The sequence below is a fragment of the Streptomyces sp. NPDC004542 genome, from assembly GCF_040610035.1.
GTDB lineage: Bacteria > Actinomycetota > Actinomycetes > Streptomycetales > Streptomycetaceae > Streptomyces.
On record NZ_JBEXLP010000002.1, the window covers coordinates 79,777 to 97,181 of the forward strand.

General features: G+C 71.7%; 15 protein-coding genes. 4 read left to right on the forward strand and 11 right to left on the reverse strand.

Annotation, left to right across the window (positions count from 1 at the left end; genetic code table 11):
* Positions 1-10: 10 nt before the first annotated feature.
* From ABZX30_RS01880 to ABZX30_RS01905, 6 genes are all read right to left on the reverse strand, one after another.
* A complete protein-coding gene (locus tag ABZX30_RS01880) occupies positions 11-1,609 on the reverse strand; it encodes a carboxyl transferase domain-containing protein (protein ID WP_355927553.1) in 1,599 nt (532 codons plus the stop codon).
* Positions 1,606-3,285 (reverse strand): acyclic terpene utilization AtuA family protein, encoded by a 1,680-nt coding sequence (locus tag ABZX30_RS01885; RefSeq protein ID WP_355927556.1) that lies wholly within the window; start codon positions 3,283-3,285, stop codon positions 1,606-1,608. Before ABZX30_RS01885 ends, ABZX30_RS01880 begins: the two co-directional genes overlap by 4 nt.
* Entirely contained in the window at positions 3,282-4,076 is a 795-nt protein-coding gene (locus ABZX30_RS01890) for a TIGR03084 family metal-binding protein (RefSeq protein ID WP_355927557.1), read from the reverse strand. Before ABZX30_RS01890 ends, ABZX30_RS01885 begins: the two co-directional genes overlap by 4 nt.
* 318 nt (positions 4,077-4,394) lie before the next feature.
* Positions 4,395-5,330, reverse strand: coding sequence for an EamA family transporter (locus ABZX30_RS01895; protein ID WP_355927559.1), 936 nt, complete (start codon positions 5,328-5,330; stop codon positions 4,395-4,397).
* 35 nt (positions 5,331-5,365) lie between these two features.
* Positions 5,366-7,510 (reverse strand): ABC transporter ATP-binding protein, encoded by a 2,145-nt coding sequence (locus ABZX30_RS01900; protein WP_355927561.1) that lies wholly within the window; start codon positions 7,508-7,510, stop codon positions 5,366-5,368.
* Between the two features lie 121 nt (positions 7,511-7,631).
* The gene (locus ABZX30_RS01905; RefSeq protein ID WP_355927563.1) at positions 7,632-7,766 is read right to left on the reverse strand and encodes a hypothetical protein; all 135 of its coding nucleotides are present in this window, start codon (positions 7,764-7,766) and stop codon (positions 7,632-7,634) included.
* Between the two features lie 414 nt (positions 7,767-8,180).
* On the opposite strand from ABZX30_RS01905, the gene serC reads away from it, so the two are divergent.
* Complete coding sequence (serC, locus tag ABZX30_RS01910) at positions 8,181-9,299, forward strand: phosphoserine transaminase (protein ID WP_355927565.1); 1,119 nt, start codon at positions 8,181-8,183, stop codon at positions 9,297-9,299.
* Between the two features lie 162 nt (positions 9,300-9,461).
* Here the strand turns inward: serC and ABZX30_RS01915 are convergent, their stop codons facing one another.
* A complete protein-coding gene (locus ABZX30_RS01915; protein ID WP_355927568.1) occupies positions 9,462-10,976 on the reverse strand; it encodes a cellulase family glycosylhydrolase in 1,515 nt (504 codons plus the stop codon).
* Between the two features lie 120 nt (positions 10,977-11,096).
* Positions 11,097-12,086, reverse strand: coding sequence for a WD40 repeat domain-containing protein (locus tag ABZX30_RS01920; RefSeq protein ID WP_355927571.1), 990 nt, complete (start codon positions 12,084-12,086; stop codon positions 11,097-11,099).
* Positions 12,087-12,204: 118 nt separating this feature from the next.
* Between ABZX30_RS01920 and ABZX30_RS01925 the strand changes: the two genes are divergently transcribed.
* A complete protein-coding gene (locus ABZX30_RS01925; protein ID WP_355927574.1) occupies positions 12,205-12,879 on the forward strand; it encodes a GDSL-type esterase/lipase family protein in 675 nt (224 codons plus the stop codon).
* Positions 12,880-13,148: 269 nt separating this feature from the next.
* Complete coding sequence (locus tag ABZX30_RS01930) at positions 13,149-14,141, forward strand: aldo/keto reductase (RefSeq protein WP_355927577.1); 993 nt, start codon at positions 13,149-13,151, stop codon at positions 14,139-14,141.
* A gap of 421 nt (positions 14,142-14,562) precedes the next feature.
* Here ABZX30_RS01930 and thpR read toward each other — a convergent pair whose 3' ends face one another.
* The 3 genes from thpR to ABZX30_RS01945 all read right to left on the reverse strand — a co-directional run bounded on the left by thpR (position 14,563) and on the right by ABZX30_RS01945 (position 17,059).
* Complete coding sequence (thpR, locus tag ABZX30_RS01935) at positions 14,563-15,132, reverse strand: RNA 2',3'-cyclic phosphodiesterase (RefSeq protein WP_355927580.1); 570 nt, start codon at positions 15,130-15,132, stop codon at positions 14,563-14,565.
* 66 nt (positions 15,133-15,198) lie between these two features.
* Positions 15,199-16,551 (reverse strand): MFS transporter, encoded by a 1,353-nt coding sequence (locus ABZX30_RS01940; protein WP_355927582.1) that lies wholly within the window; start codon positions 16,549-16,551, stop codon positions 15,199-15,201.
* 70 nt (positions 16,552-16,621) lie between these two features.
* Positions 16,622-17,059 (reverse strand): MarR family transcriptional regulator, encoded by a 438-nt coding sequence (locus ABZX30_RS01945; protein ID WP_355927584.1) that lies wholly within the window; start codon positions 17,057-17,059, stop codon positions 16,622-16,624.
* A 154-nt stretch (positions 17,060-17,213) separates the two neighbouring features.
* Between ABZX30_RS01945 and ABZX30_RS01950 the strand changes: the two genes are divergently transcribed.
* Positions 17,214-17,396 carry a ribbon-helix-helix protein, CopG family gene (locus ABZX30_RS01950; protein WP_355927587.1) on the forward strand — a complete coding sequence of 61 codons (183 nt, stop codon included), beginning with the start codon at positions 17,214-17,216 and terminating at the stop codon, positions 17,394-17,396.
* Positions 17,397-17,405 lie beyond the last annotated feature (9 nt).

A 17,405-nucleotide genomic window follows, 5' to 3' on the forward strand; every position in this document is an offset into this window, starting at 1 on the left:
TGGTGGTCCCTCACATCCGGAAGACGCCGAACCCACCGCGCGCGCCCTCGTAGGCGGCCGTGTGGATCGCGGACAGGCACAGGCCGAGGACGGTGCGGGTGTCGCGGGGGTCGATGACGCCGTCGTCGTACAGCCGCCCGGACAGGAACATCGGCAGCGACTCGGACTCGATCTGCTGCTCCACCAGGGCGCGCAGCGCGGCGTCCGCGTCCTCGTCGTACGGCTGTCCCTTCGCGACGGCCGACTGGCGGGCGACGATCGACAGCACGCCCGCGAGCTGCTGCGGACCCATCACGGCCGACTTGGCGCTGGGCCAGGCGAACAGGAAGCGCGGGTCGTAGGCGCGTCCGCACATGCCGTAGTGCCCGGCGCCGTACGAGGCGCCCATGAGGACGGACAGGTGCGGGACCCGGGAGTTGCTGACCGCGTTGATCATCATCGCGCCGTGCTTGATGATCCCGCCCTGCTCGTACTCCCGGCCGACCATGTAGCCGGTGGTGTTGTGCAGGAAGAGCAGGGGGATGTCGCGCTGGTTGGCGAGCTGGATGAACTGGGCCGCCTTCTGCGACTCCGCGCTGAACAGGACGCCTTGCGCGTTGGCGAGGATGCCGACCGGGTAGCCGTGCAGGGAAGCCCAGCCGGTCGTCAGGCTCGTCCCGTACAGCGGCTTGAACTCGTCGAAGTCGGAGGCGTCGACGAGCCGGGCGACGACCTCGCGCGGGTCGAAGGGGGTCTTGAGGTCGCCGGGGACGATGCCGAGCAGTTCCTCGGGGTCGTACGTCGGCGGCTCGGCCGGCCCGGGGTCGGAGTGGGCCTTGCGGTGGCCCAGCCGGGCCACCACCCGCCGGGCCTGCCTGAGCGCGTCCCGTTCGTCGACGGCGAAGTAGTCGGCGAGGCCCGACACGCGCGCGTGCATCTCCGCGCCGCCCAGGGACTCGTCGTCGCTCTCCTCCCCGGTCGCCATCTTCACCAGCGGGGGCCCGCCGAGGAAGACCTTCGCCCGCTCCTTGACCATGATCACGTGGTCGGACATGCCCGGGATGTAGGCGCCGCCGGCGGTGGAGTTGCCGAAGACGACGGCGACGGTCGGGATCCCGGCGGCCGACAGCCGGGTCAGGTCCCGGAAGATGGCGCCGCCGGGGATGAAGATCTCCTTCTGGGAGGGCAGGTCCGCGCCCCCGGACTCGACCAGGCTGATGAAGGGCAGCCGGTTGGCGAGCGCGATGTCGTTGGCCCGCAGCGCCTTCTTCAGGCTCCACGGGTTGCTGGCGCCGCCGCGCACGGTGGGGTCGTTGGCGGTGATCAGGCACTCCACGCCCTCGACGACCCCGATGCCGGTGACGAGGGAGGCGCCGACGGCGTACTCGCTCCCCCAGGCCGCCAGCGGCGACAGCTCCAGGAACGGGGTGTCAGGGTCGAGGAGCAGCTCGATCCGCTCCCGGGCGAGCAGTTTGCCCCGCTCACGGTGGCGCCGGACGTACTTCTCGCCGCCGCCCGCGAGGGCCTTGGCGTGCTCGGCGTCCAGGTCGGCGAGCTTGGCGAGCATGGCCTCGCGGTTGGCCGTGTGCTCGGGGCTCTTGGTGTCCAGGGCGGATGCGATGACCGTCACAGGAGGGCCTCCGGGATGTCCAGGTGCCGGGAGCGCAGCCACTCGCCGAGCGCCTTGGCCTGCGGATCGAAACGGTGCTGCGCGGCGACCCCTTCGCCGAGGAGGCCCTCGACGACGAAGTTGAGCGCGCGCAGGCGGGGAAGCGGATGCCGGGCGACGGGCAGGTCACGGCTCTCGGGGACCAGCTCCCGGAACCGCTCGACCGTCAGGGTGTGCGCGAGCCACCGCCAGGCGTCGTCCGTCCGCACCCAGACCCCGACGTTGGCGTCGCCGCCCTTGTCCCCGCTGCGGGCTCCGGCGAGCAGGCCCAGCGGGGCGCGCCGGGTGGGGCCGGGCGGGAGGGGGGCGGGCAGGGGCGGCTCGGGTACGTCGTCGAGGACGAGGGTGTCGTGGGCGGGGGGCACGGGGATGCGGCGCCCGTCGTGCAGGACGGCCACCTGGCCGACGGCGTCCTGGGGGACGCGGGCGTCCTCGAACACCCCGTAGGGCGCGCCCTTCCCGGGTGGTGCGAGCACGTGGAAGCCGGGGTAGCTGGCGAGCGCCAGCTCGATCGCGGCCCCGCTGAGCGCCCGCCCCACGGTCTCCTGGTCGGGGTCGCGTACGACGAGCCGGAGCAGCGCGCTGGCCGTCTCCTCGGTGCCGGCGTCGGGGCGGTCGGTGCGGACGAGCTCCCACCGGACGCCCGCGGGCGGGGACGTGGCGAGCGCGTCGGTCATCTGGGCCCGCACCAGTTCGGCCTTCGCCTCGATGTCGAGTCCCGTGAGGACGAAGACGACCTCGTTGCGGAAGCCGCCGAGCCGGTTGCGGCCGACCTTGAGGGTCGGGGGCGGGGCCTCGCCGCGCACCCCCTCGACGCGGACGCGGTCGGGGCCGTCCTGGGTGAGCCGTACGGTGTCCAGCCGGGCGGTGACGTCGGGTCCGGCGTAGCGGGCGCCGCCGGTCTCGTACAGCAGTTGGGCGGTCACCGTGCCGACGTCGACGAACCCGCCGGTGCCGGGGTGCTTGGTGATGACGCAGCTGCCGTCCTCGTGGATCTCGGCGAGCGGGAAGCCGGGGCGGCGCAGGTCCTGCCGGCGGGGCCGGAAGAAGGCGTAGTTGCCGCCGGTCGCCTGCGCCCCGCATTCCAGGACGTGGCCGGCGACGACGGCGCCCGCGAGCCGGTCGTGGTCGGCCGGCCGCCAGCCGAAGTGGGCGGCGGCCGGCCCGGTGACGAGGGCCGCGTCGGTGACCCGCCCGGTGACGACGACGTCGGCGCCTTCGCGGAGGCAGGCGGCGATGCCGAACCCGCCGAGGTAGGCGTTGGCGGTGAGGCTGTCGGGAAAGCTCGCCTTGAGGTCGTCGCCCTCGACGTGGGCGACGCGGGCGGGGACGCCGAGGCGGCCGGCCAGCCGCCGTACGGCGTCGGCGAGTCCGGCGGGATTGAGGCCGCCCGCGTTGGTGACGATCCGGACGCCGCGTTCGTGGGCGAGACCGAGGCACTCCTCCATCTGGCGCAGGAACGTGCGGGCGTAGCCGGCGGCCGGGTCCTTGAGGCGGTCCCGGCCGAGGATGAGCATGGTCAGTTCGGCGAGGTAGTCGCCGGTGAGGACGTCGAGTTCGCCGCCGGTGAGCATCTCGCGCAGGGCGTCGAAGCGGTCGCCGTAGAAGCCGGAGGCGTTGCCTATGCGCAAGGTCACGCGGCGCCGCCCTTCGGCGCGCGGCCGGTGCCGGGCGGGCCCGCGAAGGCCTGGGCGACGTCCAGCCAGCGGTCGGCGTCGGGGCCGACGGCCCGGAGCGCCAGATCGGCGCGGTGCGCACGCTGGGTGACCAGGAGGCAGAAGTCGACGGCCGGGCCGGTGACGCGGTCGGTGGCGTCCTCGGGGCCGTACGTCCACAGCTCGCCGGACGGTGCGGTCAGTTCGACGCGGAACTCCTCGAACGGCGCGGGCAGTCCGTGCACCCCGAAGGCGAAGTCACGGGTGCGCACGCCGAGCCGCACCACGTGCCGGAGCCGGTCGGTGGGGGTGCGCGCCACGCCGAGCGCGTCGGCGACGTCCTGGCCGTGCGCCCAGGTCTCCATCAGCCGGGCGCTCGCCATGGACGCGGCCGACATGGGCGGCCCGTACCAGGGGAACCGTACGCCGGCGGGCGCGGCGCGCAGGGCGTCCGCCAGGGCCTTGCGCCCGTCCCGCCAGTCGGCGAGCAGCTGCGCGGGCTCCTTGGCGGCCCCTTCCTCCGCCCCGTTGTCGACGAAGTCCCCGGGTGCGGCCAGCGCCTTCTCGACCTCCCGGGCGAAGGCGTCCTGATCGGTGACGGCGAGCAGGGCGGAGTGGTCGGTCCAGGCGAGGTGAGCGATCTGGTGGGCGACGGTCCAGCCGGGGGCGGGCGTCTGGAGCGCCCACTGCTCTTTGCTCAACTCGGCTACGAGCAGGTCGAGTTCATTGCTCTCGGCACACAGATCGTCGATCACGGGCGTCGGGTCAGCCATGGGGGGAGCATGGCAGCGGGGGCAGAAACAATCAAGCATGCTTGCATGAATTCGTCCCCGCCGTGCCGCGAGGCGTTCGCCGCCTCAGGGTCCTGCCGTCACACGGCCTCGATCGGCGGGCAGGCGGGCGTCCACATCACCTCGCGCACGGCCGCGTCCACGCCCTCGAGGTCGGCCGGGCGACGTCGTCCTCCGCCGCGGCCGTGGCCACCGCGGCGGCGACCGCAGTGGAGGCGCCGCGCAGGTCCCTGACGGCCGGCTCCGTCCCCGTCAGGAGCGTGACGGACCCGGCGGACGCACGCCCGGCGCCTGCGCCGTTCAGGCGTCCGGCGCCACCACCGCGCGCCGCCCCGTCTGCGTCCGCACCGCGCCCATGCTCGCCGCGACCACCAGGGCGATGGCGACCGCCTGCGGGGCCGACAGGGCCTGGCCGAGGATCAGGAAGCCGGCCGTCGCGGCGATGGCCGGTTCCAGGCTCATGAGGACGGCGAAGGCGGAGGCGGGCAGGCGGCGCAGGGCGAGGAGTTCGAGGGTGTAGGGGAGGACGGAGGACAGGAGCGCGACCGCCGAGCCCAGGCCGACCGTCACCGGGTCCAGGAGCCTGCCGCCCGAGGCGACGACGCCCAGCGGCAGGAACAGCAGCGCCGCCACCGCCATGGCCAGCGCCAGCCCGTCCGCCTGGGGGAAGCGGCGGCCCGTACGGGCGCTGAAGACGATGTACGCCGCCCACATCGCCCCCGCGCCCAGCGCGAAGGCGGCGCCCGCCGGGTCGAGGGCGCCGAAGCCCCCGCCGCCCAGGAGGAAGACACCGAGGAGGGCCAGCCCGGCCCAGACCGCGTTGATCGCGCGGCGGGAGGCCAGGACGGAGAGGGCGAGGGGGCCGAGGACCTCGAGGGTGACGGCCGCGCCCAGCGGGATCCGGGCCACCGCCTCGTAGAAGAGGCCGTTCATCGCGCCCATCGTGACACCGAAGACGATCACCGTGCCCCAGTCGGTGCGCGAGTGGCCCCGCAACCGGGGGCGGCAGACCAGCAGCAGGACCAGCGCCGCCGCGAGCAGGCGCAGGGTCACCACGCCGAGCGCGCCGGCCCGGGGCATCAGGGTCACCGCGAGGGCGCCGCCGAACTGCACGGAGATGCCTCCGGCCAGCACCAGCCCGACCGGCCCGAGCGAACCGGACCGGCGGGGACCGCCGCCACCGCCCCCGGAGACGACCGGCGGGGACGACGGAGTGGTGGCGTGGGAGGTGTTCACAGGCGGTCCTGGCTGGTGCGGTCAGTGATCGTTCATCACGATGTACTTTCAGGTCCAGGGTAGTAGACCGCCTCGTCGCGGAACAGGGGGCGGCCGTCAGGGAAGGCGACGGGCACACCGGCGTGGGCGTCGTGGCCGTATCCGTGGCCGTATCCGTAGCCGTAGGCCTGCCCGTACGCGGGCCCGTACGCGGGCTGGGACGCGGGCTGGGACGCGGGATCGGGCCAGACCGCCGCGGCGGCGTACGCGTCGTGCGGGTGGGGCGCGTACCCGGGCGCGTCCGCGTGTCCCCGCGCCACGCCCTGCTCCACCGCTTCCTCCGCCACCTGCGCGAACGGCCCCTCCTGGGTGGCCGGCGACAGCGGCAACCGCAGCTCCCCGGTGTCCATCACCGCGTTGTTCTGCGACCGGTGCAGTCGGGCGTACGCCCCGCCCCGCGCGAGCAGTTCCTCGTGACGGCCCGTCTCCACGATGCGGCCCCGGTCCACGACCAGGATGCGGTCGGCGTCGGGAGCGAGGTTGAGGTCATGGGTGATCATGATCGTCGTACGGCCGCTCATCAGACGGCGCAGGGGCCTGACGACCCGGCGGGCCGCCATGGCGTCCAGGCCCGTCGTGGGCTCGTCCAGTACCAGGACCGGAGCGTCGCGCAGGATGGCGCGGGCGATCGCCAGGCGCTGGAGCTGGCCGCCGGAGAGGCGGGCGGAATGGGGGTCGACCCTGGTGTCGTAGCCGTCGGGGAGCCGGACGATGAAGTCGTGGGCGTCGGCCGCCCGCGCCGCCTCCTCGATCGCCTGCTCGCTGGCGCCGGGCCGGCCGCAGGCGATGTTCGCGCGGACGGTGTCGTGCAGGACCAGGGTCTCCTGGGGCAGCAGGGTGACGTACTCGCGCAGCCGGGCCAGCGGGAAGTCCCGCAGGGGCACGCCGTCGAGGAGCAGGTCGCCCACGTCCGGGTCGTAGAAGCGCAGCAGCAGCTTGGAGACCGTGGACTTGCCGGCGCCGCTCGGGCCGGTGATGATCACCAGCTCGCCGGGGCTGACCGTGAAGGAGACGTCCTTGAGGGCGGCGTTCTCCGTGCCGGGGTAGCCGAAGCACACGTTCCGCACCTCGACCGTGCCGTCGGGGCGGCCGGTCCGCGCGCCGCCGTGCCCGGGATCGGTGACCGCCGGCCGCACGTCCAGGATCTCGATGAGCCGCTCGGCGCCCGCCGTGGCCGCCGTCACGGTGAGGCCGAGCTGGGCCAGACCGCGCACCGGCGGGTACAGGTAGCCGAGGAAGGCGGCGAAGGCGAGGAGCTGGCCGAGGGTCATGCGGCCGGTGGATATCTCCCAGGCACCGATGCCGATCACGGCGAGCACGCAGACCGTCTCTATGACCTGCACCAGCTGCTCGTAGGCCTCGTTCAGCCGTGTCGAACGGACCGAGGCGTGGAACCAGGCGGTCGCCTCCTCGTCGAGGCGGCGGCGCTCCGCGTCCCGGCGGCCGTAGGCCTGGGTGAGCACGATGTTGCCGAGGGATTCCTCGACCACCGAGGTGATCGCGCCGTCGGCGACCCGGCCCTCGCGCGAGACGTCCTTGATGGCGCCGGAGAAGCGGCGGGCCGCGAGCCAGAAGAGGGGGGCGAGGACGAAGGTGGCGGCGGCCAGGTCCCAGCGCAGCCAGAACGCGGCGGCGGCGTAGAACAGGGCGGAGAAGGCGGCGGAGGCGGCGCCGACGAGACCCGACACGACCATCGTCTCGATCGCCTCGACGTCACTGGTCAGACGGGAGAGCAGGTCGCCCTGGCGGTGCCGCTGGAAGAAGTGCGGGGGCAGCTGCTGCACATGGTCGAAGACGTGCTCGCGCAGCCGCATCACGAAGCGCTCGGTCGCCCAGGCGGCGAGGGAGTTGCCCGCGTACGCGACGGCCGCGCCGACCGCGGCGATGCCCAGCCACTTGACCGCCGGGGACCAGAACGCGGCCAGCGACCCCTTTTCCAGGGCGTTGTCCGTGAGGTCGCCGAACAGCAGGATGGCCTCGGTCTCGGCCAGTGCGGCGAGCACGGTGCAGATCCAGACGACCACGAGCCAGCGGCGCAGGCCCCTGGTCAGCGGCCAGAAGCGACGAAATGCGGTACGGGCGGGAATCGTGGGCGTGTCCTCGTATTCGTACTCCTCGTCCTCATCCTCTTCCAGGTTCATCTACCGTCCCCTCTCCGCTTCTCTTCTCCGGAATTGCGGAACCAAGAAAAAGGGGCCGACGGCGCACCATCGACCCCTTTTCTTTTTTCACTCGGTCAGCCGGGCCGACCGGTCAGCCGGTTCAGCGGCCCTGGCCGGGCAGCGGCTTGGGAGCAGGCGCGGACCCGTGCTTCTTCTTGGGCTTCGGCTTCGGCGGGGGAGGCAGCTGCTTCGACTTCGGCTTCGGGGGCAGCGGGGCGAGCTTCTTGAGGCTCATTTCCGACTCCTTTGTGTAGCGCTGTACGTGAGGTGCTGAATTCCGCGTCCGGAACCCGACACCAGGAAACCTACACACTTCTCATGGGCCGGAACGGCAAAAATGGCAAAGGAGCGCTGTGAACTCTCTTGGAGAAGCTGAGAGTTGCTTGGTGAACCTGGGAGCCGCTTGGGGAAACCCGCGGTTTCTTTGAGGAACCTGAGAAACGCGCCTCCGACCGCCCCGCCCGGCTCCCCCTCGGGGCCCGTGATCCGTCATGCGCCCAGGATGCATCCGCTCACGCACAGTCACCCCGGGTTGTCCACATCCCCGCACGTACCGTCGTACAACCCCACAAGTTCACCGTGCGGCGGTCTCGTCTCATCCGACGGACATGTTTCCGTCCGGTTTGGCCCACCGGATACCCTCCGACTCGTGGCCGACATCCAGATTCCCGCTGACATCAAGCCCGCCGACGGACGTTTCGGCGCAGGCCCCTCCAAGGTGCGCACCGAGGCGCTGGACGCGCTCGCCGCGACCGGCAGCTCGCTGCTCGGCACCTCGCACCGCCAGGCCCCGGTCAAGAACCTCGTGGGTCAGGTCCGCGAAGGCATCAGCTCCCTGTTCTCCCTCCCGGAGGGCTACGAGGTCGTCCTCGGCAACGGCGGCTCCACCGCCTTCTGGGACATCGCCACCCACGGACTGATCGAGAACAAGTCCCAGCACCTCAGCTTCGGCGAGTTCTCCTCCAAGTTCGCCAAGGCGGCGGGGCTCGCCCCCTGGCTGGCCGAGCCCACCGTGATCGCCGCCGACCCCGGCAGCCACCCCGAGGCGCGGGCCGAGGCGGGCGTCGACGTCTACGCCTTCACCCACAACGAGACCTCCACCGGCGTCGCCATGCCGATCAAGCGCGTGACCGGTGCCGACGAGGGCGCGCTCGTCCTCGTGGACGCCACCTCCGGCGCCGGCGGCCTCCCGGTCGACATCGCCGAGACCGACGTCTACTACTTCGCCCCGCAGAAGTCCTTCGCCTCCGACGGCGGCCTGTGGATCGGCGTCTTCTCCCCCGCCGCCATCGAGCGCGCCGAGCGCGTCCACGCGTCCGGCCGCCACGTCCCGGAGTTCTTCTCGCTCCCCACGGCGATCGACAACTCCCGCAAGAACCAGACGTACAACACCCCGGCCCTCGCCACCCTCTTCCTGCTCAACCAGCAGCTGGAGTGGCTCAACGGCCAGGGCGGCCTGGCCTTCTCCACCGGCCGCACCAAGGACTCCTCGACCCGCCTGTACAGCTGGGCGGACGAGTCCAAGTACGCCACCCCGTTCGTCTCCGACCCGGTCAAGCGCTCCCAGGTCATCGGCACGATCGACTTCTCCGAGGAGATCGACGCGGCGGCCGTCGCCAAGGTGCTGCGCGCCAACGGCATCGTCGACACCGAGCCCTACCGCAAGCTCGGCCGCAACCAGCTGCGCATCGCGATGTTCCCGGCGATCGACCCGGCGGACGTCGAGGCGCTGACGAAGTGCGTCGACTACGTGATCGAGAAGCTGTGACCGCGACGCTGTGACCGACGAGCTGTAGTCGTCGAGCTGTAGTCGTCGAGCTGTGACCGACGAGCTGTAGTCGTCGACGGTACGTCGGTACGTACGACGAGGAGGGCGCCCGGTGACCACCGGGCGCCCTTTCTCATGGCGCCCTTCTCAGGTCGCTCCTGCTCATGCCGCCGTGCACGTCAGCGTGGGCACTCCCCCGCCACCGGGCGCGCCGCTGAAGCCGAAGCTCGCCGAAGCACCCGCGGCGACCGAGCCGTTGTGGTCGGCGTTGACGGCCGTGACCGCCGCGCCGGTCTGCGTGTACGACGCGTTCCACGCGCTGGTGACCTGCTGCGACCCGCTGAAGGTCCAGGTCACCTTCCAGCCGCTCAGCGCCGTGGTCCCGGTGTTGGTGACCTTCACCTCGGCGTTGAAGCCGCTGCCCCAGTCGCTGCTGACGGTATAGGTGGCGCCGCACGAGGCGCTGCCGCTCCCGCCTCCGCCACCGCCGTTTCCGCCGCCCGTCCCCGGGAACAGTGACGCCTTGACGCTCGCCAGGTAGCCGTCCTTCACGGTGTCGACGGTCGCCCAGTCGTCCTTGAGGATCCCGCCGGTGTCACCGGAGTCGGGGTTCCAGGACCAGAAGGTCCAGTGGAAGCTGTCGGCGCCGTACGTCGAGGTGGGCCGCAGGTAGCTCACCAGGGCGGCCAGCCACTTCTGGTCCACGGTCGACTGGAGGGTGGTCCCGAACTCTCCGACCCACACGGGGGCGATGTTCTGCTTGAAGACATAGCCCCAGTACTTGTCCCAGATGCCCGGCATGTTGGCGGGGAACGCGGGATCGCTGAACCAGCTCTGCTGGGCGACGCTGGTGGCGTAGTCGTGGGCGGAGTACACGACCCGGGCGGCCACGCTGAGCTGCACCGGGTACTGGGCGACGCCCATCAGGTTGCCGCCCCACCAGCCGGAGACGCCGTTGTACGTCTGCACGCCCTCGACGAAGATCAGCAGGTCCGGGTTGACGGAGAGGACGGCGTTGCCCCCGCGCTGGGCGGCGAGCCGCCAGTCGGTGGCCTGGTCGCCGCAGCCCCAGCAGGCGGGGTCGTGGGGTTCGTTGTGCAGGTCGATGCCGATGACGGTGTCCTGGCCCTTGTAGCGCGCCGCCAGGGACTTCAGATCGGCGATCCAGGTCGACTCGGGGACGCTCGAGGTGTACCAGAGCGCCGACTGGCCGCCGGCGTCGGGCCGGTGCCGGTCGAGGATGACCTTCAGACCGTCCTGCCCGGCGTACGCCACGATCTTGTCCATGACCTGGAGGGAGTTGAGCCCCTGGAGGTCGGCGTTCTTGCCGCTGGAGAAGTCGATGCTGTTGGGGACGGTGGAACTCTTGAAGATGTCGTCGCTGTAGGGCAGCCGGATCGTGTTGTAGCCCAGTGACTTCATCTGGTCGATCATGCTCTTGTAGTCGCGTGACCAGAGGCCGTGCACCACGTTGTTGCTGGTCTCGAAGCCGAACCAGTTGATCCCGGCGATCCGGACCGGCTGCCCGGCCGCGTCCAGGATCTGCCGGCCGCTGGTGTGCCAGTAGCCGGCTCCGGGGGCGGCGGCGCTGTCGGCATGTGCCGTCTGCACCCCGGCCAGGGGGATGAGGAGCGCCGCCGCGGCAGTGCACAGCGCCCTTCGCAAGCTGCGGAACATGTGCTGGGTCCTCTCGGAGGAGGCGCGGCCCCGGAACAGATGGGAGCGCTCCCATGCACCGCGCACCACCAGCAAACTGAGCCACCATGCTCACGTCAAGACATCGCGTCGCGGTCTGTTTCAGCCCCGCCGCCGCAGCCGCCTCAGCCCGAAGAGGGCGAGGACCCCCGCGGCGACGGCGACGGCGCCCGCCTTGAAGCCGTCGGTGGCACCGCCACCCTCCTCGCCCCCACCCCCGGACGCGGAACCCCCCTGGTCCGACGAGCCCTTGCCGGACGAGGCGCCGCCGGGCGCGTCCTGCGCCTGCACGGAGCTGCCGGCGCCCTCGCTGCCGTACATCAGCTTGGTCCCGTCGGGCGAGTAGCTCACGGACTCCCCCTGCCCCTGCAGGGGCACGTCCAGCCGCCCGCGCCGCTGGATCTTCCCGCCGTTCCAGTCGTAGTAGATGCCGCCGAAGTAGCCGCGCACGGCGAGCTGCCGGCCGTTGGGCGAGAAGGCGGCGTCCGTCGCCCACAGGTCGATGGTGGCGACGGGCTGGAAGATGTTGCTGCCGGAGGAGGAGAGCCGGGCCGGCCCTTCGTACAGGTGACCCCCGTCCTCCTTCTTGTCGATGATGTAGACCCGCCCGGTTTTGGGGTGGACGAGCAGCGACTCGGCGTCCCGGGGCCCGTTCTCGTACTTGACGACGTACTGCGTGGCCGGGACCGTCTGGTCCTTCAGCACCTTCGGCTCGGGCAGCTTGTAGATCCAGACGTACGGCCACTTGCCGCCGAGGTTGTCACCGATGTCCCCGACGTAGATCTGGTTCCCGGGCCCGATGGAGATCGCCTCCACGTCCCGCGGCGAGCCGATGCCCTTCAGGGTCACCGTGGCGACGGTCTTCCCGGTCCGGCTGTCCACGGCGTAGAGGTACGGGCCGTCGTCGCTGTCGTTGTGCGTCCAGTAGATCCCGGGGTGCAGGTGGGAGGCGGCCAGGCCGCTGGACTCGGTGATCCGCGAGTCCTTGATCGTGAACCCCTGGTCACCGGCACCGGCGGCGTCGGCGGAGGCGGGCACGGCGAACACACCCGTGAGCAGGACCCCGGCGAGCAGGGCGAGCGATCGGCGCATGGCTCCAAGCCTGCCATCCCGGCGGGCCGTTGAGGGACGGACGGCCGACCGGGGGGCGTACGGCGGGCGTGGTGGGCCTCACATCCCACCCGGTCCCGTGATCGTTCATCATGAGCGGATGCTCAGGTTCATGCCCGTCGGTGACTCCATGACGATCGGAAGCGCGGGCGACCACACGTGGCGCCACCGGCTGTGGCAGCACCTCCGCGCCACCCACGACGGCCCCTTCACCTTCGTCGGCCCGCGCGAGACGCTCTACGACACGACGACAAACGCCCCGACCTCGTACGCGTACGCCGACCCCGACTTCCCCCGCGCCCACCTGGCCGGCTGGGGCGAGGGCTGGGCCCACATGGTCCCGCTGGTCGGCGAGGCCGTGCGCGACTGCCGGGCGGACGTCCTGCTGGTCTCCCTGGGCCTGATCGACCTCGGTTTCTACACGAACGCCGAGCAGACGGCGGACAACGTCCGGGCGTTCGTGGCGAGCGCGCGGGAGGCGAACCCGCGGGTGCGGATGGTGCTGCTGCCGGTGATCCCGAACGTCCGGGCCGCGGCGGACGACACCTTCGCCGCGCAGGTGGCGCGCTTCAACGAGCTGCTGGAGAAGACGGTCGCGGACCTGGACGAAGCGGCGTCCCCGCTGCTCATGGCCGCGATCCCGGCGTCGTACGACTTCCACACCGACACCTACGACGGCACCCACCCGAACGAGAGCGGTGAGCGGAAGCTGGCGGGGGCGTTCGCGGAGGCGATGTGGCGGGAGTGGGGGGTGGGCGGGGCGTACGCCTCGTGACCCCCGGGGCCGCTCGTAGCCCCCTAGGGCCTGTCTGACCATTCCCGTCTGCCGCGCGACGCCCTGCACGCTCCCCAGAGGGGGTGCCCCCACTCGCCGCACCGGGCACACACCCAGGTACATCCCGTACGTGGGTGCATGCCCGGCACTCCCCCAGCCTTCGGCCGGGGGGACCCCCAGAGCGGGCCGGCCGGACGACCCCCACCACTCGGCACACCTTCCGGCAACCGCTTGCATAGAGCGCACTCCAAGCCGTTGGCTTGTGCCCCATGGAATACACGCAGCTCGGGCGTACCGGACTCAAGGTCAGCCGACTCGTCCTCGGCACCATGAACTTCGGCCCGCAGACGGAGGAAGCGGACAGCCACGCGATCATGGACGCGGCGCTGGACGCGGGCATCAACTTCTTCGACACCGCGAACGTCTACGGGTGGGGCGAGAACAAGGGCCGTACCGAATCGATCATCGGCAACTGGTTCGCCAAGGGCGGCGACCGGCGTGACAAGGTCGTCCTCGCCACCAAGGTCTACGGCAACATGGCCGCCGACGGCGAGGCCTGGCCCAACCACGACAAGCTCTCGGCGCTGAACATCCGGCGCGCGGTGGACGCCAGCCTGAAGCGGCTGCGGACCGACTACATCGACGTGTACCAGTTCCACCACGTCGACCGCAGCACGCCGTTCGAGGAGATCTGGCAGGCCATCGACGTCCTGGTACAGCAGGGCAAGATCCTGTACGTCGGTTCCTCCAACTTCCCCGGCTACAAGATCGCCCAGGCGAACGAGATCGCCGCCCGGCGGAACGGCACGATCGGGCTGGTCAGTGAGCAGTGCCTGTACAACCTCATCGAGCGCCGCGCCGAGATGGAGGTGATCCCGGCCGCGCAGGACTACGGGCTCGGGGTGATCCCCTGGTCGCCGCTGAACGGCGGGCTGCTGGGCGGGGTCATCAAGAGGGAGGTCGAGGGCGGACGCAGGGCGAACGGACGGTCCGCCGACGCCCTCGCCGATCCCGCCATCCGCGAGCAGGTCCAGGCCTACGAGGACCTCCTCGACAAGCACGGCCTCCAGCCGGGCGAGGTCGCGCTCGCGTGGCTGCTCACCCGGCCCGGGGTGACCGGTCCGATCGTGGGGCCGCGCACAGCCGAGCAGCTGGAGTCCGCCGTGCGGGCCGTCGAGCTGGAGCTGTCTCAGGAGGTGCTGACCGGGCTGGACGAGATCTTCCCGGGTCCGGGACCGTCGCCCGAGGCCTTCGCCTGGTAGCAGGCCCGGCATGCGGCGCGGCGGCGGCGGTCCGAGGCCGCCGGTCACGGCACGCCGACGACGGCCTGCCGGTCAACGGTCCACGGTCTACTTTCCGACCGCCGCCGCCACCGCCACCGCCACGAACATCAGCACGAGCGCACAGGCCATGATCCGGTTACGGGTTTTCGGGTCCACGGGTCCGAGCCTAACCGGCCGCACCGGTGCCCCCGCCCAGGGCCTGTCCGACCCTTCCCGTCGTCGCCCGGAGGGCGGCCGCGCGGCGTCAGGTCGTGCTCTGGGGGTCCCCCCCGGCCGGAGGCTGGGGGGAGTGCCGGGCATGCACCCACGTACGGATGTACCTGGGTGTGTGCCCGGTGCGGCGAGTGGGGGCACCCCCTCTGGGGGAGCGTGCAGGGCGTCGCGCGGCAGACGGGAATGGTCAGACAGGCCCTAGTGCCCAGCGCTCGACGGCCTCGTACCGGGGCTGCTCCCCGGGCACCCCGGACCTCGGCAGGTGGCTGCGGACCAGCACCAGCTCGCCGACGGTCCAGGTGCGGCCGGCGAAGCCGGCGAGCGTCTCGACGTGTGCCCGTACGTCCACCGCGCTCCGGCTGCGGGCCACGGTCAGGTGGGCCTTGTAGCGCCGGTGCTCCCCCATCGCCACCCCCGCCTTCCGGGCCGCCGCCTCCGAGCGCTCGGCCAGCAGGCGCAGGTTCGGCAGGCCGCCCTCGGCGCCCGCCCAGAGCGCCCTGCCGTGCCCGAACTGGCCGCCGCCCCGCAGCGCCAGCGGGAAGGAGGTCGTGCGGACGGCCGCCTGCTCCAGGCGGGCCGCCAGGTCCGGCACGACCTCTTCCTCGACCTCGCCGTAGAAGGCGAGGGTGAAGTGCCAGCCGGGGCGGCCCGTCCAGCGCAGGCCGCCGGCGCCGGGCAGCTTCCGCAGCTCGTCGACCACGGCGGCGAGTTCGGTGACGGCTTGCTCCGGGGGCAGCACGGCGGCGAACAGTCTCATACCCACCAGGGTGACACCAGGGGGCGGAACAGCGCCCTCAGGCATCGCGCCGCCCCGGTCCCCTCCTCAGGCCGCGGTCGCCAGCCGCTCCCGCTCGCGCGGTACGAACCGGACCCGCGGGTGGCCGTGGTGCCAGCCCACCGACAGGCGCAGGCCGCCGATGCGGGCCAGGACCAGGCCGACGGTGACGGCGGCGGCGGCCGAGACGACGCCGCCGAGGGCGAAGCCGATGCGGGCGCCGTAGGTGTCGGTGACCCAGCCGACGACCGGGGCGCCCAGCGGCGTACCGCCCATGAAGACCATCATGAACAGGGCCATCACCCGGCCGCGCATGGCCGGGTCGGTGGCCATCTGGACGGCGGTGTTCGCGGTGACGTTGACCGTCAGGCCGAAGATCCCGATCGGGACCATGAGCAGCGCGAACAGCCAGTACGAAGGGGCCAGCGCGGCCACGGTCTCCAGTGCGCCGAAGGCCGCGGCGGCCGCGATCAGCACCCGCAGCCGGGCCGTGCCGCGCCGGGCGGCGAGCAGGGCGCCGACCAGGGAGCCGACCGCCATGAGGGTGTTGAAGAGGCTGTAGGCGCCGGCGCCGGAATGGAACACGTCGTCGGCGTAGGCGGAGAGCCAGACGGGGAAGTTGAAGCCGAAGGTGCCGATGAAGCCGACCAGGACGATCGGCCAGACGAGGTCCGGGCGGCCGGCGACATAGCGCAGGCCCTCGCGGAGCTGGCCCTTCCCCCTCGGCGTCCGCTCGACGACGTGCAGCTCTCGGGCGCGCATCAGCAGCAGACCGGCGATGGGCGCGACGAACGAGAGGCCGTTGAAGAGGAAGGCCCAGCCGGTGCCGACACCGGTGATCATGACGCCCGCGACGGCGGGGCCGACCAGCCGGGCGGACTGGAAGTTGGCCGAGTTCAGGCTGACCGCGTTCTGCAGCTGCTCGGGGCCGACCATCTCGGAGACGAAGGACTGGCGGGCCGGGTTGTCGACGACCGTGGCGAGGCCGACGGCGAAGGCGGCGAGGTAGACGTGCCAGACCTGGACGTGGCCGGTGAGGGTGAGCGCGGCGAGCGCCAGGCCGGTGAGGGCCATCGACGCCTGGGTGACCAGCAGTGCGGGGCGCTTGGGCAGGCGGTCGACGAGGACGCCGCCGTACAGGCCGAAGAGCAGCATCGGCAGGAACTGCAGGGCCGTGGTGATGCCGACGGCCGCGGAGGAGCCGGTGAGGCTGAGGACGAGCCAGTCCTGGGCGATGCGCTGCATCCAGGTGCCGGTGTTGGAGACGACCTGGCCGAGGAAGAAGAGGCGGTAGTTCCGGATCTTCAGCGAGCTGAACATCGAGGATCTGCGCCGGGGCGCGGGCGGGGAGTCGTGGGTGGTCGGCGCGGGGGCGGAAGCTGCTCCGGGTCCCGAACTCAACAGGGTTCGCCTCCTTGCGAGGGGTACGGGGTGCCGGGTACCGGCCGCACTCGGCGGTGGGGCCCGGTACTCAGAGGTGTGCGAGTTTCTCCAGCACGGGGGCGGCGGCGCGCAGCTTGGCCCACTCGTCCTCGTCGAGGCCGTCGACCAGGCCGGCCAGGAAGGCGTTGCGCTTGCGACGGCTCTCCTCGAGCATCGTCTCGGCCTGTTCGGTCTTGGTGACGACCTTCTGGCGCCGGTCCTCGGGGTGCGGTTCCAGGCGGACCAGTTCCTTGGCCTCGAGCAGGGCCACGATGCGGGTCATCGAGGGCGGCTGCACGTGCTCCTTGCGGGCGAGTTCGCCCGGGGTGGCGCTGCCGCAGTTGGAAAGGGTGCCCAGCACCGACATCTCGGTGGGGCTGAGCGACTCGTCGACGCGCTGGTGCTTGAGGCGACGGGAGAGTCGCATCACGGCGGAGCGCAGTGCGTTCACGGCGGCAGCGTCGTCGCCATGGGTTAGGTCCGGCATGTTCTTTAGCGTAACTCATTACTCTCGCTAAAGACCACCGGGGGCGCGAACTGACGCCGTGACGCTGGCCACTGCAAGCCAATATCACTCATTCGGGTGATCCTGGTGCGGAACGTGACGTAACGCGCCGAAGGGCGCGGGGACCCTCGTCCACATGGGGACCAGTGTGCTCAGCCTGCGCATAGACCACGAGCTGCTCGAACGGCTCCGTCAGCACGCCGCCAGAAGAGGAATGAGCGTCCAGGACTATGTGGTCCGGACGCTCATTCGGAACGACTTCGACGAGCGGTTCCAGACCGCTGTCGAGGAGACGGAGAGGTTCTACGGGGTCACGTGACCGATGGGG